The 23392-nt window shown below is 66.9% G+C and carries 20 protein-coding genes; 16 read left to right on the forward strand and 4 right to left on the reverse strand.

Annotated elements, in window-relative coordinates:
• Positions 1 to 4: 4 nt before the first annotated feature.
• Both ACQI46_RS17175 and ACQI46_RS17180 read left to right on the forward strand, forming a co-directional pair.
• On the forward strand, positions 5 to 973 hold the full coding sequence (locus ACQI46_RS17175) for an LLM class flavin-dependent oxidoreductase (protein ID WP_427095222.1): 969 nt from the start codon (positions 5 to 7) through the stop codon (positions 971 to 973).
• 31 nt (positions 974 to 1004) lie between these two features.
• Positions 1005 to 2087 (forward strand): dihydrodipicolinate reductase, encoded by a 1083-nt coding sequence (locus ACQI46_RS17180; RefSeq protein ID WP_427095223.1) that lies wholly within the window; start codon positions 1005 to 1007, stop codon positions 2085 to 2087.
• A 91-nt stretch (positions 2088 to 2178) separates the two neighbouring features.
• Here the strand turns inward: ACQI46_RS17180 and ACQI46_RS17185 are convergent, their stop codons facing one another.
• Positions 2179 to 3510, reverse strand: coding sequence for a TetR/AcrR family transcriptional regulator (locus ACQI46_RS17185; RefSeq protein WP_427095224.1), 1332 nt, complete (start codon positions 3508 to 3510; stop codon positions 2179 to 2181).
• A 295-nt stretch (positions 3511 to 3805) separates the two neighbouring features.
• On the opposite strand from ACQI46_RS17185, the gene ACQI46_RS17190 reads away from it, so the two are divergent.
• Positions 3806 to 4738, forward strand: coding sequence for an SDR family oxidoreductase (locus tag ACQI46_RS17190; protein ID WP_427095225.1), 933 nt, complete (start codon positions 3806 to 3808; stop codon positions 4736 to 4738).
• Here ACQI46_RS17190 and ACQI46_RS17195 read toward each other — a convergent pair.
• Both ACQI46_RS17195 and ACQI46_RS17200 read right to left on the reverse strand, forming a co-directional pair.
• Complete coding sequence (locus tag ACQI46_RS17195; protein ID WP_427095226.1) at positions 4709 to 6052, reverse strand: TetR/AcrR family transcriptional regulator; 1344 nt, start codon at positions 6050 to 6052, stop codon at positions 4709 to 4711. The genes ACQI46_RS17190 and ACQI46_RS17195 overlap by 30 nt on opposite strands.
• A 109-nt stretch (positions 6053 to 6161) precedes the next feature.
• Positions 6162 to 7133 (reverse strand): SDR family NAD(P)-dependent oxidoreductase, encoded by a 972-nt coding sequence (locus ACQI46_RS17200; protein WP_427095227.1) that lies wholly within the window; start codon positions 7131 to 7133, stop codon positions 6162 to 6164.
• 117 nt (positions 7134 to 7250) lie between these two features.
• Here ACQI46_RS17200 and ACQI46_RS17205 point away from each other — a divergent pair, with 117 nt between their 5' ends.
• The 8 genes from ACQI46_RS17205 (at position 7251) to ACQI46_RS17240 (ending at position 17199) form a co-directional block, all read left to right on the forward strand.
• Positions 7251 to 8936, forward strand: coding sequence for a nitric oxide reductase activation protein NorD (locus tag ACQI46_RS17205; protein ID WP_427095228.1), 1686 nt, complete (start codon positions 7251 to 7253; stop codon positions 8934 to 8936).
• A gap of 153 nt (positions 8937 to 9089) precedes the next feature.
• A complete protein-coding gene (locus ACQI46_RS17210) occupies positions 9090 to 9938 on the forward strand; it encodes a CbbQ/NirQ/NorQ/GpvN family protein (protein ID WP_427095229.1) in 849 nt (282 codons plus the stop codon).
• A gap of 85 nt (positions 9939 to 10023) precedes the next feature.
• On the forward strand, positions 10024 to 11145 hold the full coding sequence (locus tag ACQI46_RS17215; RefSeq protein ID WP_427095230.1) for an ABC transporter substrate-binding protein: 1122 nt from the start codon (positions 10024 to 10026) through the stop codon (positions 11143 to 11145).
• Positions 11142 to 12290, forward strand: a complete 1149-nt coding sequence (locus tag ACQI46_RS17220) for a spirocyclase AveC family protein (RefSeq protein ID WP_427095231.1) — start codon at positions 11142 to 11144, stop codon at positions 12288 to 12290. The genes ACQI46_RS17215 and ACQI46_RS17220 overlap by 4 nt, the downstream gene beginning before the upstream one ends.
• Positions 12283 to 13770 (forward strand): aldehyde dehydrogenase family protein, encoded by a 1488-nt coding sequence (locus ACQI46_RS17225; protein WP_427095232.1) that lies wholly within the window; start codon positions 12283 to 12285, stop codon positions 13768 to 13770. Before ACQI46_RS17220 ends, ACQI46_RS17225 begins: the two co-directional genes overlap by 8 nt.
• A gap of 22 nt (positions 13771 to 13792) precedes the next feature.
• The gene (locus tag ACQI46_RS17230) at positions 13793 to 15022 is read left to right on the forward strand and encodes a cytochrome P450 (RefSeq protein ID WP_427095233.1); all 1230 of its coding nucleotides are present in this window, start codon (positions 13793 to 13795) and stop codon (positions 15020 to 15022) included.
• Complete coding sequence (locus tag ACQI46_RS17235) at positions 15019 to 16296, forward strand: cytochrome P450 (protein ID WP_427095234.1); 1278 nt, start codon at positions 15019 to 15021, stop codon at positions 16294 to 16296. The genes ACQI46_RS17230 and ACQI46_RS17235 overlap by 4 nt, the downstream gene beginning before the upstream one ends.
• Before the next feature lie 24 nt (positions 16297 to 16320).
• Positions 16321 to 17199: a mycofactocin-coupled SDR family oxidoreductase gene (locus ACQI46_RS17240; protein ID WP_427095235.1), complete on the forward strand. Its 879-nt coding sequence runs from the start codon at positions 16321 to 16323 to the stop codon at positions 17197 to 17199.
• Positions 17200 to 17204: 5 nt separating this feature from the next.
• Here the strand turns inward: ACQI46_RS17240 and ACQI46_RS17245 are convergent, their stop codons facing one another.
• Positions 17205 to 17849: a TetR/AcrR family transcriptional regulator gene (locus tag ACQI46_RS17245; RefSeq protein ID WP_427095236.1), complete on the reverse strand. Its 645-nt coding sequence runs from the start codon at positions 17847 to 17849 to the stop codon at positions 17205 to 17207.
• Between the two features lie 262 nt (positions 17850 to 18111).
• Between ACQI46_RS17245 and ACQI46_RS17250 the strand changes: the two genes are divergently transcribed.
• From ACQI46_RS17250 to ACQI46_RS17270, 5 genes are all read left to right on the forward strand, one after another.
• Positions 18112 to 18888 carry a spirocyclase AveC family protein gene (locus ACQI46_RS17250; RefSeq protein WP_427095237.1) on the forward strand — a complete coding sequence of 259 codons (777 nt, stop codon included), beginning with the start codon at positions 18112 to 18114 and terminating at the stop codon, positions 18886 to 18888.
• A gap of 11 nt (positions 18889 to 18899) precedes the next feature.
• A complete protein-coding gene (locus ACQI46_RS17255) occupies positions 18900 to 20093 on the forward strand; it encodes a cytochrome P450 (protein WP_427095238.1) in 1194 nt (397 codons plus the stop codon).
• Positions 20094 to 20174: 81 nt separating this feature from the next.
• On the forward strand, positions 20175 to 21656 hold the full coding sequence (locus tag ACQI46_RS17260; RefSeq protein WP_427095239.1) for an AAA family ATPase: 1482 nt from the start codon (positions 20175 to 20177) through the stop codon (positions 21654 to 21656).
• A 22-nt stretch (positions 21657 to 21678) separates the two neighbouring features.
• A complete protein-coding gene (locus ACQI46_RS17265; RefSeq protein WP_427095240.1) occupies positions 21679 to 22560 on the forward strand; it encodes a universal stress protein in 882 nt (293 codons plus the stop codon).
• 54 nt (positions 22561 to 22614) lie between these two features.
• Entirely contained in the window at positions 22615 to 23388 is a 774-nt protein-coding gene (locus ACQI46_RS17270) for an HAD-IIA family hydrolase (protein WP_427095241.1), read from the forward strand.
• Positions 23389 to 23392: the final 4 nt, after the last annotated feature.

Below are 23392 nucleotides of genomic sequence, written 5' to 3' on the forward strand. Positions count from 1 at the left end.
GCTGATGTTCACCCTGAGGTTCGATATGCGGGCACCGGAGGGGAGTGCCTCGACTCGTGACCTGTACCGCGCTGCGGTCGACATGTGCGCGTGGGCCGAGACCCGCGGAGCGCTGGCTGCGGTGCTGTCCGAACATCACGGCACCGAAGACGGCCACCTCGCCGCTCCGCACCTGTTGGCGTCGGCGATCGCGGCGCGCACGTCGCAACTGATGATCATGTTGGCGGCCATACCGATCCCGTTCTGGGATCCGGTGCGGCTCGCCGAGGAGATCATCGCGCTCGACATCATCGGTGGTGGCCGGGTCGTCTGCGCACTCGGTATCGGGCACCGGCCGGAGGAGTACCACCATTTCGGCCTCGACATGCGGCGTCGCGGCGCGCTGGCCGACGAGTACCTCCCTGTCGTGCTCATGCTGCTGCGCGGGGGATCCGTGCGCTACCGCGGCCACGATGTCCGGGTGACCCCGACGTGCGTGAGTGACGGTGGCCCCACGCTGCTCATCGCCGGCGGCAGCAAGCCGGCGGCTCGTCGCGCGGCACGGCACGGCCTCGGATTCATCTCGCAGACGGATTCGGCTGACCTGCGCGAGTACTACCTGGCCCAGTGCCGAGAGCACGGGCACGAACCCGGCCTCCTGCAATTCCCCGATCCGGGCGAGCCGACAACGGTTTTCGTCGCCGACGATGTCGAGGCCGCGTGGTCCCGGCTCGGCCCGTATCTGCTCCACGATGCGCGTACGGCGGCGTCCTACCGGCACGGCGACGACTCGGTCGCCAGCATCTCGCGCGCCCGGACCGTCAAACACCTTCGGGACGTGGGCGGCCCCTACCGAATCCTGACACCTGACGAGGCCACCCGCCGTGTCCGCGCCGGGAAGTCGTTGCCGTTGCTTCCGCTGTGTGGGGGACTGGAGCCGGATCTGGCATGGCCGTATCTCGAATGCGCGGCACAGGCCGTGGCGGACGCGTGACGTCATCCAGCAGGACGATGAAAGGGCCGACATGGCGAACACAGAGACACCGCTGCGCGTCGCGGTGTGGTCGACCGGTGGTGTCGGTTGCAACGCAATCGATGCCGTCTCCCGTCGGTCAGACCTCGATCTGGTTGGCGTGTGGGTGCATTCGGCCGAGAAGGTCGGAGTGGACGCCGGTACGATCTGCGGCTCACCTGCACTCGGTGTCAGGGCCACCGCAGACGCAGAGGCGCTGATCTCGTTACAGCCCGACAGTGTGGTCTATGCCGCCAGTGGTCCGGAGCGTGACGCGGCTGCCGTGCCGGATTACGTGCGTCTGCTCGAAGCCGGGATCAACGTGGTCACCACGAGTTCAACGATGCTGATCTACCCGCCGTCGTACTATTCACCGCAGGTACGCGACGAACTTGCTGCCGCGTGCGCGGCAGGACACGCTTCGTTCTACGCCTCCGGAATCTTCCCGGGCTTCGGGTCCGATCAACTGGCTCTGCTGCTGTCGACGTTGTCCAAGACGATCACATGCGTGACGGTCACCGAGGTGTCGCTCAACGATCACTACCCGGTGGCGGACGTGATGATGGACGCCATGGGGTTCGCCCGACCGCTGGACTTCGAGCCGATGCTGAAAACTCCGGGATTCATCGAAACGGCGTGGAGCGCACCCATTCGGCTGATGGCCGACGCGCTCGATGTCCAGGTCTCCGAGATCCGGGGCACCCTGGACCGCCGCACCACCGACCGCGATCTCGAGGTGGCGTTCGGAACGGTACCCGCGGGCACGTGCGGAGCGGTGCGCACCCGCGCCGCCGGTGTCGTCGCCGGACGTGAAGCGATCGTGGTGGAACACATCATCAGAATGGCGCGTGACGTGGCGCCGGACTGGCCGGCCTCCGACTTCGACGCGACCTACCGGGTGGACATCGACGGAGAACCCGATGTGCACTGCTGGATGACGTTGGGCGACCCCGAGGGGCACGGGGCCGGGCGGGCCGCCATGACCGCGACGGCGATGCGGGTGGTCAATGCGATCCCTTTCGTGGTCGCGGCGCGACCCGGTCTGCTCAGCTCGCTGGATCTTCCGAACACACTGCCCAGGAACGCTTTCAGATGACGCCGAAATTGCATTCCACGCGCGTCAACTCCGAGGTTGACGCGCGTGGAATGCAATTTCGGCGGGGTCAGCGCTCGGCGGTTCGGGCTGGTCAACGCTGGGTCACGCCGCGCAATGTGGTGTCGCGCACGTGGAGCAACGCGTCGCGTGTGCCCAGCTGGGCGAGGATGTTCTCGGGCACCCAACTGACACCGATCACGGCGCGGGCCAGCATCTCGTACGACGGACTGGTGATACTGATCTCGCCGCCGCGGACCCCCTGCGCCAGCATCTTTTTCACCTGGCGCAATCTGGTGGCGTAGAGCCAGCCCGGGTTCGGGGTATCGGGAGGTGACTGCCGCATCCATGCGAGTTGGATGCGAAACTCGTCGCCGAACTGGTCCAGCACGTTGGTGTGCACCCAACTCAGCGCGTCGATCTTCTCGACCGCGGTGGCCTGGCAGCGCAACACCCTGGTCCAGCCGTCGGCGATCTTCTCGCCGAACGACCGCATGATCGAGGCCAGCAGTTCGTCCTTGGATCCGATGAACCGGTACACGGTGCCGGTGCCGAGCCCCGCGGCCGCGGCGATGTCGCGCACGGTGGTGTTCTCGTAGCCGCGACGGCCGAACTCGCTGCGGGCCACGGCACGGACGTGAGCGCCTCTGTCGGCGCTCTCCGCTTCCGCTCGCGACCGGCCGTCCAGTCGCCACGACTGCACCACCTCGTCCGCAGCCAGGAACGCCGGGGACCGGTCCAGCTCGGCGTCGCTGGGCGCAGCAGTGGCGATGCCCTCCAGCAGGATTCGGCACAGCAGTACCGCCACCTTGTCGGTCGCGGCGTTGTTGCGCATCACGTCCAAGCCCACCTGCAGCATGGTCTGGCAGATACGGTCGGCCAGGACCGCCAGGTCGACGTCGGCGCGCACGTAGCCGCTCCAGCGCGCCGCGCGCAGCGTCTGCAGCATCGCCTCCAATGTGGGAGTGGGGCGTCGGCGGGCGAGGGTGGTGAGCTCCGCATTCGTGCTCGGGCTTTCGTAGAACGACATCTGCAACGCTGCGCGATGTGCGACGGCACAACGCGCAATCGCGATGCCGAGGTCGGCGATCCGGTCGAACGGGGATCGCCCGTCGGGAATGTCGAGGCGGTCGTGTGCCTGTTCGGCGATGTGATCGAGGTCCGTGTGGTAGCGCCTGAGCAGCTCGAGCAGCAACGCTTCCTTGGACTCGAAGTGGTGGTAGAGGCTGCCGGGCAGGATCCCCGCCGCTGCCGAGATGTCCTGCAGCGAGGTACGCAGACCGGACGTCGCGATGAGCGATGCGGCGGTCTGCAGGATCTCGGTGCGGCGCGAGCCGTCGTCGGGAGCGGGTCCGGAGACCGCGGCGCTACGTGGCCCGTGGTGGTTTGTCGGCGCCGCGCCGCCCGTCCTGCCCGACGCCTTCAATGAGCACTCCCGTCATGACTCCGGTCCGCTGACAGGGCACGATCTGGCGGCGAATCGAGCGACCCGATGTCGGCCTCACGCTACCAGCTACCGCCTCTTCCGGAGTGGATCACCCGGGCGTGGGGTCCTTCGGCGGATGCGAGATCGGCCGCCCCCGATCAATGTTTCTCCGCCGCAACGCTTCCTGAGTGCCGGTGGCATTGACGTCGGTCGGAAACTCTCACTAGAGTCGCTGAACAAAGATTAGGTTGCCTGGCCTTCGCGGGCGTCGGCGCCGTCGAGGCTGGGAGGCCTGATGTCATACGAAACCTCCGCGCCGCGCTCTGTGGTGATCACCGGGGCGTCGCGAGGGCTGGGCTTCGCATCTTCCGCGCATCTCTACCGGGCCGGCTGGACCGTCGTCGCGGCGATGCGATCCGTCGACGAAGGCATGGCACGGCTGCGAGACGCGACCGGTGCCACCGCCGGCGACAAACGGCTTGTCGGGGTGCGCCTCGACCTGACCGACGCAGAATCGATCGCCACCGCCGCCGCCGATATCGAGCGCGCGGTCGGGGCGCCCTACGGTGTGGTCCACAACGCCGGGATCTCGGCGGCCGGGATGGTCGAGGAAAGCCCGGTGTCGCTGTGGGAGAGGATGTTCGCCACGAATGTGTTCGGTCCGGTCGGATTGACGAAGGCGCTGCTGCCGTCGATGCGGGCGGCGGGCCGCGGCCGGATCGTGTTGGTGTCGAGCCAGGGGGGAGTGCGCGGGATGCCGGCGACCGCGCCGTACTCCGCGGTGAAGGGCGCGCTCGAACGGTGGGGCGAGTCGATGGCCGGCGAGATCGCCTCGTTCGGTATCGGTGTGAGCGTGCTGGTCACCGGGACCTACGACACCGACATCATCACCGACGCCGGGACAACGGACTGCCGGGTGCTCGACGGTCCGTACGCCCGGCACCACCAGACGATGGACCGCAGAGGACGGGCCGCCATGCGGTATGCCGCCCGCTCGCCGGAGGCGTTCGCGGAGGGGCTGGAGAAGGCGTTGCAGTCGAAGAAGCCCTTCGACCGGCGCGCGGTCGGACCGGACGCGCGCATGCTCATGATCGCCAGCCGCCTGCTTCCGCCGTCGGCGCTGCATCACGCGGTGCGGTTGATGATGGGAATCCCGGGGTTCGGCGCGTTGCGGACGGCGCCGAATGAGGTGTTGCCATCAACGACCGCGGACCGCAACTCCCCGTAACACGGTGTCCCGCGCCAAGACCAGCGCGTTGCGAGTGCCCACCTGTTGCAGAATGTTCTCCGGGATCCACTGCTCACCGATGATGCAGCGTGCCAGCATGTCTGCGGTGGGGCTCTCGATGTGTATCTCGCCGGCCTTGATCCCCTCGGACAGAAGCGCTTTCATCTGACGAATTCGAGTGGTGAACGACCACGCCGGATTCGCCGAGTCCGGGGGAGAGTGTCGCAGCCACGCCAGTTGGATGCGGAACTCGTCGGGGAACTGATCGAGGGCGTTGATGTTCAGCCAGCTCAGTGCATCCAGCTTCTGTGCTGTCGTGGAGTCGGTACGCACGATCTCCGACCAGGCGCCACCGACCTTGCGGCCGAACTCCAACATGATCGACATCAACAACTCGTCCTTCGAGCCGATGAGGCGGTACACGGTGCCGGTACCCAGCCCCGCGGCCGAGGCGATGTCACGGATCGTGGTCATCTCATATCCGCGGCGCCCGAACTCGGCGCGGGCCACAGCGCGCAGATGGGCGACCTTCAGATCGGTGTCGTCTTCGTCGTCGACCCAGCTGTTGATGATCGAGTCCGCGGCCGCGAAGGCGGCCGAGGCATCCAGATCCGCGTCGGACGGCGGGTCGGAAGCCAGCCCCTGTAGCGCGATGCGGCACTTGAGTCGGGCCAGGTCGTCGGTGCGGGCCTTGTGCCGGATCACATCCAGGCCCACGTGCAGCATGCTCTGACACAGCCGGTCGGCCAGCGTGGGCAGGTCGACGTCGGAACGGATCTCGCCGCTCCAGCGGCCCGCGCGCAATGCGTGCAGCATGGCCGTCTGGATGGTCGTCGGTTGGCGCGAGGTCAGCTCGATGAGTTCCGGATCGTTGCTCGGCCCCTCATAGAACGACATCTGCAGCGCGGCGCGGTGCTCGACGGCGCACCGCGCGATGGCGCAACCCAGCTCGGCGATCTGTTCGGCGACAGGCGCTGGGTCCGGCGCGTCCAATCGCTGCAACGCGATCTCCCCGATGCGGTCGAGGTCCGCGTGGTACAGCCGGATCAACTCGACGAGAATGGCCTCTTTGGACTCGAAGTGATGGTAGAGACTGCCGGCGAGAATCCCTGCGGCGTCGGCGATCTGCTGCAGCGAGCTACGCAGCCCGGTGCTGGCGATCACGGAGTTCGCGGTCTTGAGGATCTCGGCGCGCCGGGTCCGGTCGGTGGTCGGGGAATCTGCGACCGCCGCCAACTTCGCGCCGGCGTTGCTGTTCTTGGTCGCGCGACGACCGCGGTTGGGTTTGCGCCCGGCGGCATCGGCGGGAACCATCGCTAACGGTCCTCCTTCGTCGGTCCCGACACGGGTTGCGAGCCGATCCTACCGACTGCCGGTCCCTCGGCTGTCTCGCAGCAGTGTGGTGGCCGGCGGTGTCCCATGCTCAGCCCCGCGGTTCCGGGAACGCGACTGCGGCGTCGTCGGGCATTGCGCTGATCCCGCGACGCTCACACACCTGCAGTACTTCGTCGACGATCGAATCGGGCACGATGAAACCGTCGGTCGACGACACGAGTTCGAATTGTTGCTCGATGTCCTCGGCAACAGGGCAGTGGTCGGGGTCTGCCAGCCAGCCGTGCCCGAGGCCGGTGAAGACGCGAGCGTAGCGACCCGCGCACGCCGAGTAGTTGCGATGGGTGACAGTGCACTTGCTGCTTGCCAGATATGTGACCAACGGTACGACGAGTTCGGGCCTGATGGCCTGCAGGAACCCGGACTCGGCCAGAAACCTCTCGTCACCGACCGTCTCGGTGACCATTCGCGAAAGACCGGTGGGCAGCACGGTGTTCGACACGATTCCGTGCGCCGCACCTTCGATCGCAAGGACATTCGACAGGCCGACCAGCCCCGTTTTCGCCGCCGCGTAGTGCGCCTCCAGCGGCTGTCCGAAATTGCCGGCCGAAGACGAGATGAAGACGAATCTGCCGTAGCGCTGTTTCATCATCACCCGGTAGGCCGGTTGGCTCAGATAGAACCCGCCGTCGAGATGTACTTGCAGCATCCGGCGCCAGTCCTGCGCGGCGAGGTGCTCGAACGGAATGCTGTTGAAGATGCCGGCGTTGCTGACCACCACGTCGAGACGGCCGAAGTCCGCGACCGCCTGATCCACGATCGCCTGGCCGCCTTCGGCGCTGTCGACCGAAGCGCAGGACGCGGTCGCCGATCCACCGTTGCGCCGGATCTCCTCTGCCACTTTCTCGGCGATGCTGGTGTCGCTACCGACGCCGCCCATGGTGCCGCCGACGTCGTTGACCACGACTGCTGCGCCGCGGCGGGCCAGGTCGAGCGCGTACAGCCGCCCCAGGCCCCGACCCGCACCGGTGACGACGGCGACCTGCCCGGCGAAATCGATCATGTTGTGTCCCTGGACTTTTGTCGCTTTGCGGCCGCCACGTTCGTTGACTCCCGTATGGTCGGACTCTACGGTGGAACAGATATTTGGTCAACATTGCGTCGGTGGAAGGGGTGCGGAGTGTCGGAAGGCGACGGTGACGACCGGTTCCGCGGGCTGGGCCTGCTGGCGTCCGCACTGGCCGGCCGTCCGGTGGGGGTGGATGCGACAGGTTCAGGGATGCCGTCGTGGACCGACGGTCAGACGGTGTTCGTCGACCCCTCGGCAAGTCGCCACGCGCAGGTCGAGGCGGTGGCGGTACAGGCATCGCTGATCGCCGCCGGCAGCTTGGCGCCCGAGGTGATCGGGTCGCTGGTGCGGCACCGGCGACTGGCGCAGGGCTACCTCGCCGTCGAGGGGCATCGGGCTCTGCTGGTCAACGAGGCGCTGCTGCCCAGGAGCCTGGCCGCGATGGCAGACCGTGAGATCGCGGGACGCAGCGATTCGGCGGCGGCCTCGCTGCGCATGGCCAGGGCGGGCGCGGTGTCGACGGCTCCGGCCGGCTTCGGTGCGATCGAGCCGAAGAAGATCCTCGCGGCCGCTGCCGCGGCGGCCAAGCAGGCCGATCAGCAAGCCGCGGCGCACGTTCCTCGACGCGCCGAGAGCCGCGCGCTGGAAGAGCTCGACGAGGACAACGTCGACGACACCGATGATCCGGACCTCTTCTCCAGCCCGGTGGGCGGAGGCGGAGCCATCGGCAAGTGGCTGAAGAAACTGCTGTCCTCGGCACGTAAGACGGGCGGCAACGGCTCCGGCCCGCCCGGCGCGGACTCGCCGACCCACCGGACCAACTCGACCACGCGGGGACGGCATGCGGTGTCCTCGCTGGCGTCGGTGAGCTCTGAGGAGGTCGTCGACGTCAAAACCGAGGGCTGGAAGTACCCGGAGTGGAACGCCGAGCGCAGGACGTACCGCCTCGACTGGTGCACGGTGCGCGAAGTCGACCCCGAGATCAAGGCGAACGCCACGCAGCAGATCGAGGACGCGATCAGCGTGCGCCGACCGTTGGCACGCCTGGGCATGGGCCTGCACCGTCGTCACCGGCAACCGCAGGGGGACGACATCGACATCGACGCCGCCCTCGAGGCGCGCGTGGAGGTGCGGGCCGGGTCGGTGCCCGACGAGGCCGTCTATCTCGACAGTCTGCGGCGGCGGCGCGACCTGTCGGTGTTGCTGCTGCTGGACGTGTCCGGATCGACCGCCGAACCGGGGACGGTCGGGCGGACGGTGCATCAGCAGCAGCGCACCGCAGTCGCGCATCTGATGACGGCACTACACGACCTCGGGGACCGGGTGTCGCTGTACGCGTACTACTCGCAAGGGCGTGCGGCGGTGACCATGGTCCCGGTCAAACGGTTCGACGAGCATCTCGACGCGACCATCATCAGGCGCCTGAACAGCTTGGAACCCGGCGCGTATTCGCGTCTGGGCGCTGCGATCCGGCACGGGTCGGCGGTGTTGGAGGATCGGGGCGGCACCTCCCGGCGACTGCTGGTGGTGCTCTCCGACGGCCTGGCCTATGACCACGGCTACGAGCGGGCGTACGGCGCTGCGGACGCCCGGCGTGCGTTGACCGAGGCGCGCCGCAGAGGAGTCGGCTGCGTGTGTCTGACGATCGGTGCCAGTACCGACACCGTCGCCCTGCGCCGGGTGTTCGGCAGCGCCGCGCACGCAACGGTGTTCGGACCCGACCAACTCGCCGGTGTCATCGGCCCGATGTTCCGATCGGCAGTGCGCTCTGCGGAGGTCCGACGCCGGGTGTCGTGACCTCAGCGGTTCTCGTTAAACGTAAGCCGACGAACGGTTTTCCGATCACACCGGGTACCGGCAGACAATCCGCGCGAGTTCTTGAAACAAACATCTGTTCCGCGCTACGCTCGGGCGACACGGCAACGGTCGAACACGACGAAAGGTGTGTCGATGACCATCGAATCCGGGCTCACGCACAACAACGGCACGGCCCCGCGCACCGACCAGACGCGCCCGTACTACACGCCGGTCGGCAACGAGGAGACGGTGTTCAAGGCCGCGTACCGGCAGGGCTTGTCCATCGTGCTGAAGGGGCCGACCGGATGCGGGAAGACCCGTTTCGTGGAGGCCATGGCCCACGATCTCGGACGGCCGCTGATCACCGTCGCCTGCCATGACGATCTCACCACCGCCGACCTGGTCGGGCGTTACCTGCTGCGTGGAGACGAAACCGTCTGGGTGGACGGACCATTGACGCGTGCGGTACGTGAGGGAGCGATCTGCTACCTCGACGAGGTCGTCGAAGCTCGCCAGGACACCACGGTGGTCCTGCATCCCCTCGCCGACTACCGGCGGCAGCTTCCCATCGAGCGTCTCGGCGTCACGCTGGACGCGGCGCCCGGGTTCGGGCTCGTGATGTCCTACAACCCGGGTTACCAGAGCGTGCTCAAAGATCTGAAGGACTCGACCCGCCAGCGCATGATCGCCATCGAGTTCGGTTTCCCGGCTCCGGAGGTGGAGCAGGGGATCATCGCGCACGAGGCCGGCGTCGACCTCGACACCGCTGCCGAACTGGTGCGGTTCGGGCAGGCGATCCGACGTCTGGAGACCGGGGGGCTTCGGGAAGTGGCGTCCACCAGGGTGCTGATCGCTGCCGGACGGCTGATCGCCGAGGGCCTGCCCATCGCGGTGGCCGCCGAAGTCGCCGTCGCCGGACCGCTGACCGACGACGTGTCGGTCGGCCGCGGACTTCGCGAGCTGATCAACGTCTACCTCGGAGAATCGGTGGTGAATGATTGACGCTGCGGTGCAGCACCGTTAGTGTCTGAACAAATATTAGGTCGGTAGGTGGCCGCCGGGGTCGGCGCCGCGTCCTGGAGGTCACATGTCGTACGAGAGCACCGCTGAGCCCATCAAGGTCGGCTACCTGATGGACTTCACACTGCCCCCCGGATTCCCGGAGGAGCTGCGGGCCTCGTTCACCCAGACCTTCGATCTGGTTTTCGAAGAAGCAGTCGAACAGCGGCTGATGGACCGACCCGTGCAGATGATCTACCGCGAGGTCGAAGGTCTGCCGAAAGGATCGGTCAAAGCCGTGATCGATGCGTACGGCGAGCTTGTCGACGAAGGGTGCCTGGTGGTGTTCGGGCCGAACATCACCGACAACTGCGTGCCACTGCGGGAAGCCATCGAGGAACGCTTCAAGGTGCCGGCGATCAGCGTCACCGGCACCGATGACTGGCTCGGCGAGTGGACGTTCGCGTTCCCGCAGGGGTCGATGACCGACGAGCCGATCTTCCTGATCGACCTGGTGGCCAAGCGCGGCCTCACCGAGATCGGCGTCTTGATGGAGCAGAGCCTGATCGGGGAGAGTTACCTACGGAACCTGCGAAGCGCCGCGGCCCGCAAGGGAATCCGTATCGTCGCCGAGGCGGCGATCGCCCAGACCGCGCAGGACATCAACGACGCCGTGCGCTCACTGCACGAAGCGAAGGCCGAGGCCATCGTCCACCTGGGCTTCGGCTTCGGCATCGTGTTCATCAACCCGGCGCTCGAAGCGGTCGACTGGAATCCGCCGCGCTTCACCACCACCGCGTTCCAGAACGCATGGGTCAACCCGATCATGTGGAACGCGTTTCTGGGATGGGTCGGTGTCGACCAGTACGACGAAGGCAACAAGGTCGGACAGGCGTGGCTCGACCGGTATGCCAAGCGATACGACGGCAGCCGCCCGGAGTACTGCGTGTCGGTCGTCAACCACGACGTGGCCGCCACGTTGGTGCGGGCCTTCACCGATGCGCACCCGTTGAGTCCGCGCGGCGTCAAAGAAGCTCTCGAACGCGTCAAGATGATGCCCGCCGCGTCGGGTGCCCCGGGCACCCGGGTGTCGTTCGGAAAATGGACCCGACGGGCGTGGATGGGGGCGGGCTATCTGGTGGCGCGCACGCTCGACACCGACGGCGTGAACTCTCATCTGGTCGACCGCTTCGGAGAGGAAGCCTCGTGACCACAGAACGCGCACCGCTGGCCTCGGCGACAGTGACCGACACCGAGACCAAGACGTCGCGTAAAGGCCCGAACTGGGGTCGGTGGATCTCCGCGTTCGCACTGTTGGCGTTCTTCAGCCTGTTCACCGCGTTCGCGCGCACGGAAGTCCATCCGCGGGTCGCCAACCCGAACGTCGAGGGCCGCCCGCGACCGGTGGAGTTCCTGTTCGGCTGGGACGGTTGGCTGTGGGTGCACCAGATCGGCACGGTGATCCTGCTGGTCGTGCTGGTCGTGATCTTCGTGCGCGGGTGGCGTCGAGACCCGGGCAGCCCGATCATGCTGATGTTCCTGTGCACGACGCTGATCGTCTGGCAGGACCCCATCATGAACTGGGCGCCGTTCGCCGTCTACAACCCCGAATTGATCCACTGGCCGGAGAACTGGCCGCTGATCATGCTGTCCCCGACGGTCGAGCCGTTCATCGTGTTCGGTTACGTCGCCTTCTACTTCGCCCCGTTCTTCCCGGCGATCTGGCTATTGCGCAAGCTGCAGGCCAAGCGCGGTCCCACCGCCTTCGTCTCGCGGCACCCCCTGATCAGCCTCGGATCCATCACCTTGGTCATCGGATTCATCTTCGACGCCATCCTGGAAGTGAGCCTGGTACGCACCGGGCTGTACATCTACTCCCAGGCCATCCCGTTCGGAACCCTGTTCCCGGGCACCACATTTCAGTTTCCCCTGATCTGGGAGTCCCTGGCGGTCACGTTCGTGATGGTGCCCGCGGCGGTGCTGTGCTACCGCGACGACACCGGCAGGTCCGTCGCCGAGAAACTCGCCGCACGAGCGAAACTGTTCCCGAACAAGCCCGTTCTCGGCACGTTCCTGGTGATGTTCTTCATCATCAACGTGGCGTATTTCGCCTACGGCGGCTGGTTCGCAGCCATCAAGGCGAGCGGGCTGGCCACCGCAGTGGCGTGCCCGTGGCCTTACCCGGAAGCCAAAGTCTATGACCCGCAGGGCTATTACGAGAAGGAGGGGGCACAGGGACCGTTCTCGGTGGGTAAATGGGCCACCTGGCAGAGCGGCCTGCCCGACGGTCGACCGGACGTCGAACCGCCGGCCCCCGGGGTGGGAAAGTGCGCACCGGAGAACGCCGATGGCTGAGTCGCGTCCCCACGAATCCCGAATGCTCATCGACGGCAAACTCATCGATGGTCAAACCGGGACGTTCTCCAACATCAACCCTGCGACCGAGGAAGTTCTCGGGGACGTCGCTGATGCGTCGCCGGCCGACATGCGGCGGGCCATCGACGCGGCGCGGACCGCCTTCGACGAGACCGACTGGTCGACCAACCGCGACCTGCGCAAGCGCTGTCTGCTGCAGCTGCACGACGCCATCGAGTCCGAAAAAGAAGAGCTGCGCGAAGAACTCATCCGCGAGGTGGGGGCTCCGCGTGCCGTGACCCATGGCCCGCAGCTGGATGCGCCGTTGGCCGACGGGTTGCGCTACCCCGCACGCCTGATCGACTCCTTTCCCTGGGAGACCGATCTCGGCGACACCGTCGTCTCGGTGACCGGAGTCAACACCACCCGCAAGGTGTGGCACGAACCGGTCGGTGTCGTGGGCGCGATCGTCCCGTGGAACTTCCCGTTCGAAGTCAGCATCAACAAACTCGGACAGGCTCTGGCCGCAGGCAACACCGTGGTCCTCAAACCCGCACCCGATACCCCGTTCAATGCCACCCGGCTCGGCCGGCTGATCGCCGAGAAGACCGACATTCCGCCCGGTGTCGTCAATGTGGTCACCTCATCGGATCACCTCGTCGGCGAAGAGCTGACGCTGTCACCGAAGGTCGACATGATCTCGTTCACCGGCTCCACCGGGGTCGGCAAGCGGATCATGGAGAAGGGGGCAGCCACCATGAAGCGGCTGTTCCTCGAACTCGGTGGGAAGTCGGCGACCATCGTGCTCGACGACGCCGACTTCAACACCGCATGCCTCATGGGGATCGGGCCGCTGATGCACGCCGGCCAAGGGTGCGCCGCGCCCACCCGGATGTTGTTGCCCCGGTCGCGCTACGACGAGGGTGTGGCGATTCTGAAAGCGATCTACGAGAACATCGTCGCCGGCGACCCCCAGGATCCGGCCACCCTGTGCGGTCCGGTGATCTCGGCCAAGCAGCAGGCCCGCATCCTGGGCTACATCGGCAAGGGCGTCGAGGACGGCGCGACGCTACTGGTCGGCAGCGCCGAGCCGCCTACGGGGGCCGGCCTGTACGAGAAGGGTTTCTGGGTCAGCCCAACGCTTTTCACCGATGTCGACAACACGATGACCATCGCGCAGGAAGAGATCTTCGGGCCGGTACTGGCGGTGATTCCCTATGAGGACGAAGACGACGCCGTCCGTATCGCGAACGACAGCGTCTATGGACTGGCCGGCAACGTGGCGTCGGGCTCGCTGGAACGATCCCTCGCCGTCGCTCGACGGCTCCGGGCCGGCTTCATCGGACTCAACGGGACCGCGGGTTATGGAGCCGACACCCCCTTCGGCGGATACAAGGAGAGCGGCGTGGGCCGGCAGAACGGCATCGTCGGCTTCAGCCAGTACACCGAAGTCAAATCGGTCGCCTACCCGGCGCAATGAGCCTCGGCCCCAGGAGGAAGCTTTGTCCCAGTTATTCGATGACCTCGAGGACTTCGGCTCGTTCGACGACGCCATCTCCGGTGACGTGCGCGACCCGTACACCGAGCTGGCGCGACTCCGGCGCGAGCAGCCGGTCCAGCGGCTCGAGACTTCGGCCGCGCTGCCGCACGAGGAATCCTTGCCGATGTTCATCGTGTACCGGCACGAGGAAATCCAGCAGATGCTGCGCGACAACGAGACGTTCTCGTCGTCGAGCGTCATCGCGGCCTTCGGTCCGGTGCTCGGTGAGCGGGTGATGCTCGGCATGGACGAGCCGGTCCACGGCCGGCTGCGTGCGCTGGTGCAGAAGGCGTTCACACAGAAAGCATTGGCCCGCTGGGAGAACGAGCTCGTCGGGAGAGTGGCCGGCGACCTGATCGACAAGTTCGCCGACAAAGGTCGAGCGGACCTCGTCAAGGATTTCACGTTCGACTACCCGAGCCAGATCATCGCGGGTCTGCTGGGTCTACCCGAAGAGGACTACCCCCAGTTTCAGCGGTGGTCGATCTCGCTGCTGAGCTGGTTGATGAACCCCCAGCGCGGCATTGCCGCATCGGCGGCCTTGTGTGACTACTTCGCCCCGATCCTCGAAGCCCGCCGCGCGCAGCCCCGCGAGGATCTCATCAGCGCGCTCGCCGCGGCCGAGATCGACGGAAGCAAGCTCGAAGACGAGGAGATCTACTCGTTCCTGCGCCTCCTGCTGCCGGCAGGCGTCGAGACGACCTACCGTTCGCTGGGCAGTCTGCTGTTCGCTCTGTTGTCCGACCCGGCGCAACTGGACGCGATCCGGGCCGACCGATCGCTGCTGCCGCAGGCGATCGAGGAAGCCGTGCGGTGGGAGTCGCCCCTGTTGACGATCACCCGCGTCGCGACACGTGACACCGAACTGGGCGGAGTGGCCATCCCGGCGGGTGCCACGGTGATGCCGATGCTCGGCGCCGCCAACCGCCAGGAGGACCGTTACCCGGATCCGGACACCTTCGACATCTTCCGCACACCCAAATCGAATCTCGGCTGGGGCCACGGGGTGCACGTGTGCCTGGGAATGCACTTGGCCCGGTTGGAGATGCGCACCGCGGTCAACCTGCTGCTCGACCGGTTGCCGAACCTGCGGCTGGACCCTGATGGCGACGATCCGCACATCCGCGGCCAGGTGTTCCGGTCACCCACGTCGCTTCCCGTTCTGTTCGATCCCCCGAGGAGTCCTGCGTGAGGAACACACACGACTACGAGACCGTCGACTATTTCACCGACGAGTCGTTGGTGCCCGACCCGTACCCGTACTTCGACTACCTGCGTTCGAAATGCCCCGTGGCCCAGGCGACCCCGTTCAACATCATGGTCGTCACCGGCTATGAGGAGGCGCTGTCGGTCTACAAGAACCCGGAGTTCTCGTCGTGCAACTCGGTGGCGGGCCCGTTCTCGGGCATGCCGTTCGGACCGGGCGAGTCCGACGACGTGTCCAACCTGATCGAAGAGCACCGGGGTGCGGTGCCGATGGCCGAACACATCACCTCGCAGGATCCGCCGCTGCACACCCGAACGCGCGGTCTGATGAACAAGCTGATCACACCGAAGCGTCTCAAGGAGAACGAGGACTTCATGTGGCGGCTGGCCGATCAGCAGCTCGACACGTTCGTCGACCGCGGGCATGCCGAGTTCCTCGCCGACTACGCAAAGCCTTTCTCGCTGTTGGTGATCGCCGACCTGCTGGGTGTGCCCGCCGAGGACCACGATGAGTTCAAGGCGGCGTTCGCGCTGGAAACCGTGGGCGAGCTGGGCAAGGAGGCGCCGACGACGCACAACCCGCTGCAGTGGCTCAACGACAAGTTCTACGCCTACATCGAGGACCGCCGCCGGGCACCGCGCGAGGATGTGCTGACCGAATTGGCACAGGCGAAATACGAGGACGGTTCGACGCCCGACATCGAAGACGTGATGAACCTGTCGACGTTCCTGTTCGCGGCCGGGACGGAGACGACGACCAAGCTGGTCAGCTCGGCGGTGCGGTTCATCGCTGACAATCCCGGATTCGAGACGATGCTGCGCGCCGACCGGAGCAAGATCCCGTCGTTCCTCGAGGAGACGCTGCGGATGGAAAGCCCGGTCAAGTCCCATTTCCGGATGGCGCGGACCACGACGTCGATCGGGGACGTCGAGATACCGGCCGGAACCACCGTCATGGTGCTGCCGGGCGCATGCAACCGCGACAGCCGGAAGTTCCCCGAGCCCAGCGAGTTCCGACCCGACCGCCAGAACGTCCGCGAGCAGATCGCGTTCATCCGGGGCGTGCATTCCTGCCCGGGCGCCCCGCTGGCCCGCGCGGAGGGGCGGATCTCGCTGAACCGGATCCTGGACCGGATGTCGGACATCACGATCTCCGAAGAGCACCACGGGCCCGCGGAAGACCGCCGCTACAGCTACGAGCCGACATTCATCATGCGCGGGCTCGCCGAACTCCACATCGAATTCAAACCGGCCGCCTGAGCCGTCGTCATCCGAGGAGCCCACATGACAGGAAAGCTCGAAGGCAAGGTTGCCTTCATCACCGGCGCGGCCCGCGGACAGGGGCGTGCACATGCGATCGCGATGGCGCGGGAAGGCGCCGACATCATCGCCGTCGACATCTGCCGCGACATCCCGAGCAACCCGTACCCGTTGGCCACCCCGGAGGACCTCGCCGAAACCGAGCGCGGCGTCAAGGAGTTGGGGCGGCGGGTGGTGGCCCGGGTCGCCGACGTGCGCGAGCGCCACGAACTGCGCGATGCGGTCGAGGCGGGCGTGGCCGATCTGGGCAAGATCGACATCGTCGTCGCCAATGCGGGCATCCTGCCGATGGCGATGGGCGATCCCGACCCCATGGGTTTCGTCGACGCGACCGACGTCGACCTGCTGGGAGTGATGAACACCGTCGCGGTGGCCATCCCGCATCTGCCCGACGGGGCGTCGATCATCGTCACCGGTTCGACCGCGGGAATGATCCGCGGCACCACCACCAGCCCCGACATGGGACCGGGCGGTGCCGGCTACGGCTGGAGCAAGCGCGTGGTCATCGAGTACGTCGAGGAGATGAGCTTGCACCTGGCGCCGCGCATGATCCGGGTCAACGCGATCCATCCGACCAACTGCAACACCCATCTGTTGCAGAACGAGGGCATGTACGGGGTGTTCCGGCCCGACCTGAAGATGGAGGGCAAGACCCCGACGCGGGAGGATGCCGAACCGCTGTTCAGCATCTTCCAGGCCATGCCGATCCCGTACATCGAGCCCGAGGACATGGCCCACCTCGGGGTGTTCCTGGCCAGCGACGACAGCCGATACATCACCGGTCAGCAGATCCGGGTGGATGCGGGATCCCTGTTGAAGTGGCCGAACGGGCCGGGAGGATAGGCGCCTCAGTCGGGACGGTGCAGGAAGCCGTGCAGGATGGCCTGCACGAGTTCGTCGACGATCGCCTCCCGCGGCGGCGGTGTGCTGCCGAAGAAGGTCGAGCGCAGCGCCACCATGCCGACGATCATCGCCACCGTCGACTGCGCGGGCATGTCGGGCTGACGGGACCGCTTGCCGCGCAGCAACATTCCCTCGGTGCTGATCTCGCCGAGCACGCTCAGCGCTCGACGGATATCTGCGATGCCGGTGGCTTCGAGGTCGTCGTCGCTGAGCCCGTCCGCGGTCACCAGGGTGAGCACCAGGCCCCGGTGGTCGACCAGCACGTCGTAGAGCCGGCCGACGAACTGGCGGGACAAGTCCTCTTCGTCGGTCTCTTCGGGGACCACGGATCGCCAGGTGTCCCGGAAGTCGTCGAGAAACGTCGTGAACGGGGTGACCAGGGCTTCCCGGAACAGGCCGGCCTTGGAGCCGAAATGGCGGAACAGCAGGTACTCGCTGACCCCGGCGGCCTCGGCGATCTCACGTGTGGTGGTGGCGCGATAGTCCTTGCGGGCGAACAGGTCCCGGGCGGCATCGAGCAGCAGGCGGCGCGCCTCGCCGCGGGGACGACGCACGTGGTTCTGCCGGGGGGACGAATTTCGCTGGGGCACTGCACTTCACCATAGCCGGGGTCTTGACCGGCCAGGCTGTAATAGTGTCCACTATTAAAAGTTGTCCGAGAGGGAAAGGGGCAGGGTGTGGGTGCGCTGATCATGATCGGCTCGCTGCTCGGTCTGGCCGTGCTGATCGTCGGGCTGGTGCTGTATTTCGACCCGGAGGCCCGGCGATGAGCGCTCGCGCGAAGAGCAGAGAGCAGGCAATGACTACCGACCCTGTGTCGCGCGGCAGGCGGGCCGGCTGATGGATTCTGGGATGCCCACGGCGCTGGTCGTCGGACAGGCCTTCGCTTATATCGGCGGGATCGCGTTCCTGGCATTCGGGGTCTACTTGAGCCTGCGGCGTGGTCGACTGCATCCGCTGCTGCTGGTCTCGATCTCGGCGATCTCGTTCTCGTGGATCGAGGCACCCTATGACTGGGCGGTTTACGCGCAGTTTCCGCCCGAGCTTCCGCGGATGCCGTCGTGGTGGCCGCTGAACATGACGTGGGGCGGTGGATTGCCCTCGGCGGTGCCCATCGGTTACATCGCCTACTTCGTGCTTCCGGCGGTGATCGGTGCCGCCCTCGGCCGGAAGGTGATCGCCAAATTCGGTTGGCGCCGGCCGCAGACACTGCTGGTCGTCGGCTTCCTGGTCGGCTTCGTCTGGGCGTTGCTGTTCAACGGATTCTTCGGTCCCCGTCTCGGCGTCTTCTACTACGGCTACGTGATCGACGGACTGGCGCTGTTCCAGGGCAGCAGGTACCAGTACCCCGTCTATGACGCGGTCGCGATGGGGCTGCAGATGATGGTGCTGACCTATCTGCTCGGGCGAGTCGACGAGCAGGGCCGCAACGTCATCGAGGTGTGGTCGGACAAGCGGTCGTCGAGCAAGCTGGGCTCGTCGTTGCTCTCGATCGCGGCCATGGTGGTGGTCGGGCACCTGATGTACGGAGCGGTGTTCGCGCCGCACCTGGCGACCAAGCTCGGCGGGTACGTCACCGAGGGACCGTCGGAGCAACTCTTCCCGCACATCGAGAACCAGCCGAGGTAGGGGTGCATACCATGCCGACAGATCAAGCCGAGTTGTATTACGATCCCTATGATTTCGCGATCGACGACAATCCGTACCCGGTATGGCGCCGCATGCGCGAAGAGGCTCCGCTGTACTACAACGACAAGTACGGCTTCTATGCGCTGAGCCGGTACCACGATGTGGCCAAGGCGCTGCCGGACTGGGAGACCTACCGCTCCGGCAAGGGCACCACCGCCGACATCCTGTTCAACGGCATCGAGGTGCCGCCGGGCATCCTGCTGTTCGAGGATCCGCCGTTGCACGATCTGCACCGGCGGCTGCTGTCCCGGGTGTTCACGCCCCGCCGAATGCTCGCGGTGGAGGGACTGGTACGCGGATTCTGTTCCCGCGCACTGGATCCGCTCGTCGACAGCGACAGGTTCGACTTCGTCACCGACCTCGGCGCGATCATGCCGATGCGCACCATCGGCTACCTGTTGGGCATCCCCGAAGAGGGCCAGGAGCAGATCCGGGCGCGTACCGATCAGAACATCACGGTGGGCGACGATGTCGGCGACGTCAGTGCGACGGTGTTCGCCGAGTCGCTGGCGTTGTTCGCCGAGTACATCGAATGGCGGGCCACGCACCCGTCCGACGACCTGATGACCGAACTGCTCAACGCCGAGATCGAAGAACCCGACGGCACGCGCAGGCAACTCGAACGCACCGAGGTGCTGGCCTACACGGCGATGATCGCGGGGGCCGGCGGTGAAACGACAGCCCGCCTGATCGGCTTCATGGGGGAGTTGCTCGGAACCCATCCCACCCAGCGTCACGAACTCGCCGCCAACACGTCCCTGATTCCGTCGGCGGTCGAGGAAACACTGCGCTTCGAGCCGCCGTCGCCGGTGCAGGCGCGCTATGTGGCCCGCGACGTGGAGCTCTACGGACAGACGGTCACCGAGGGCTCCTTCATGCTGTTGCTCAACGGCTCGGCCAACCGCGACGACACGCGGTACACCGATCCGGACCGCTTCGACATCCACCGCACCGGGGGGCACCTGAGTTTCGGTCAGGGGATTCATTTCTGCCTGGGTTCGGCGCTGGCGCGACTGGAAGCGCGCGTGGCCTTCGAGGAGGTTCTCAAACGCTGGACCGACTGGGAGGTCGATTACGACAACGCGAGCCGAGCGCGCACGTCCAGCGTGCGGGGGTGGGCGCGGATGCCGGTCCGGCTGGGCTGATCACCCGGTAGGGCCGTTGGTCCCGGGTCGGGCGGTCCAGGGGCCGCAGCGAGGCCTGAGCGCATCGGGCAGCATGGGGGTATGAACGCCGACGACTCGGCCGGTGATTGCACGCCGGCAGTCCCGCTGATTCACGAGACGCACACCGGCATCGTCACCCTTGTCGGGGACCGGGCGTACAAGGTCAAAAAGCCCGTGCGCACGGATTTTCTCGACTTCTCCAGCGTGGAACTGCGGGAGCAAGCGTGTGCGCAGGAAGTGGCGCTCAACCGCAGGCTCTCGCCGCAGGCCTACCTCGGGGTGGCACATCTGACCGGTGTCGACGGTGACGCGGACGAACCGGTGATCGTGATGCGCCGTTACGCCGAGCGCGACCGACTCAGCACCCGCGTCCGTCAGGGTGTGCCCGTCGACGACGACCTGCGAGCCGTCGCCGAGATCCTGGCGCGATTCCACGCCGACGCGGATCGTCGCGCCGACATCGACGCCGCCGCTACCGTGGCCGCGGTCGACAAACGCTGGCGCGACAACCTGGTCGAACTGCACGGCTACGCGCCGGCGCTGGTCGCGGCCGACGTTGTCGACCAGGTCGAACGGCTCGCCGGGGAGTTCATCGCCGGCCGGGAAGCGCTGTTCGCCGAACGGATCGCCCAGGGCCGCATCGTCGATGGTCACGCCGACCTGCTCGCCGACGACATCTTCTGCCGGCCCGAAGGTCCTGTGCTGCTCGACTGTCTCGAGTTCGACGCGGGCCTGCGCCATGTCGACGGTATTGACGATGCCGCGTTCCTCGCGATGGATCTGGAGTTCCTGGGCCGTCCCGATCTCGCCCGGACGTTCCTGGAGCATTACCGCAGCGCTGCCGACGATCCGGCGCCGCCGGCGCTCATCGACTTCTACATCGCCTATCGGGCCGTGGTGCGCGCCAAGACCGACTGCATCCGTGCCGGACAGGGCCGCGACGAGGCCGCCGAGGACGCGCGCCGCCACCTCGAGCTGGCCTCCGAGCATCTGCGGGCCGGCGCGGTTCGGCTGATCCTGGTCGGCGGCGGTCCGGGCACCGGCAAGACCACGCTGGCCCGCGGACTGGCCGAGCATCTGCAGGCGGAGGTGATCTCCACCGACGATGTCCGGCGGGACCTGCAACGCGACGGTGTCATCGGCGGAGAAGCCGGGACACTGCGCTCCGGTCTGTACAGTCCCGAGCAGATCGAGAAGGTCTACGACGCGGTCCTGGCCCGCGCCACCGAACTGCTGGGCCGCGGACGGACGGTAATCCTCGACGGCACCTGGCGCGATGAAGAACATCGACGCCGTGCCCGTCAGGCTGCCGAGCAGATGCACTGTCCCACCGTGGAATTCGCGTGCACCCTTCCGCTGGCCGAAGCCGAAGCCCGCATCGCGAGCCGGCGTGACACCACCTCGGACGCGACCCCGGCCATCGCAGCCGCGCTGGCCGGCGACCGCGACGCCGTCTGGGAAGGCGCGCACCGACTGGACACCGGACGACCCCTCGGCGACTCGGTTGCCGAGGCACACCAGATCTGTTGCGTGGCAGTGTGATGCCACACCCGAGGAGAGACTGATGGCACAGCACACCGGCGCGGTGATCGTCGGAGTCGACGGCAGCGACCGTGCGATCTGCGCGGCCCGATGGGCTGCCGCCCTGGCCGACCGCATGGATGCCCCACTGCACATGGTGCACGCCATGGTCGGGCTCGGCGGCGGGCTGAGCGAGGTGACGGCCGCGGTGCGGGCAGCGATCATGTCCTACCAGGACGACATGGCGCCGATCTTCTTGAAAGACGCCGCTGACGCGGTCCACGCGGACTTCCCGGACCTGTCGGTGACGACCGCATCGCACCGTGAATCCGCCGATCAGGTGCTGGCCGCGGCAAGCCGTGACGCCCGGCTGATCGTGTTGGGCGGCAAGGATATCGACTCTGCAACCGTGCTGTTGCTGGGTTCGACGACGCTGACAGTCAGTGCCCACGCCCACTGCCCGGTGGTGTCGTGGCGCGGTGACCGGCCCACCCTCTCGGATCGGCCCGTGGTGGTCGGCGCCGATGGCAGCCCGTCGGGTGCGGCGGCATTGACGGCCGCGTTCGACATCGCCGACCGGCTCGGCGTCGGCGTGCGGGCCGTGCGGGCGTGGTCGACGCGCATCCCCACCGCCCGCGTCGACGAGGGGCTGCGTGAGTCGCTGTCGTCTGCGCAGCGGGCGCTGCTGGTCGACGAGACCGACCGGCTGCTTCAGCGTCATCCGGGAGTGGCCGTGGACTGCGTCGTCGCCGAAGGTGGAGCAGCCCAAGCGGTGCTCGACCAGTCCGGTGATGCGCAGCTTGTCGTCGTCGGCACCCGCGGCCGGAACGCGCTGGCCAGCACCGTGCTCGGGTCGACCAGCCTGAACCTTCTGCAGCACAGCAGGATTCCGGTGATGGTGTGCCGCGCCCAGCGAGGCGGCTGACGGATATGCCGTTGCCGGTGGCACGACCGGTGCGGCGGCTGCCACACTGGGTCAATGCGCGCCACCCCGCAGTGCTGGCTGACCGACATGGATGGTGTCCTGGTGCGGGAGGAACACGCGCTTCCCGGCGCGGCCGAGTTCCTGCAACGGCTGTCCGAACGCGGGCGGCCGTTTCTGGTGCTGACCAACAACTCGATCTTCACGCCGCGCGATCTGGCTGCCCGGCTGGCCCGGTCCGGGCTCCTCGTGCCCGAGCACGCGATATGGACTTCGGCGCTGGCCACCGCGACGTTTCTGGCTGATCAGCTGCCGGGCGGCTCGGCCTACGTCATCGGCGAGGCCGGGCTGACCACCGCACTGCACGAGGCCGGCTACACGATGACCGACGTCGACCCCGACTTCGTGGTGCTCGGCGAGACCCGCACGTATTCGTTCGAGGCGATCACCAAAGCGGTGCGTCTGATCCTCGGCGGTGCCCGGTTCATCGCCACCAACCCCGACGTCACCGGACCGTCGGGGGAAGGTCCGTTACCGGCCACCGGTTCGGTCGCCGCGATGATCACCAAAGCCACCGGCCGCGAGCCGTACTTCGTCGGCAAGCCCAACCCGATGATGTTCCGGAGTGCGCTGAACCGCATCGAAGCGCACTCGGAGACCACCGTGATGGTCGGCGACCGGATGGACACCGACGTCGTCGCCGGCATCGAGGCCGGGCTGGAGACCATCCTGGTGCTCACCGGCTCGACGTCGGTCGACGACGTCGAGCGCTACCCGTTCCGGCCGAGCCGGGTGCTGTCGTCGATCGCCGAAGCGATCGAACTGATCTGAGCCC

It is taken from the genome of Mycobacterium sp. SMC-4, from assembly GCF_050205565.1.
Classification (GTDB): domain Bacteria; phylum Actinomycetota; class Actinomycetes; order Mycobacteriales; family Mycobacteriaceae; genus Mycobacterium.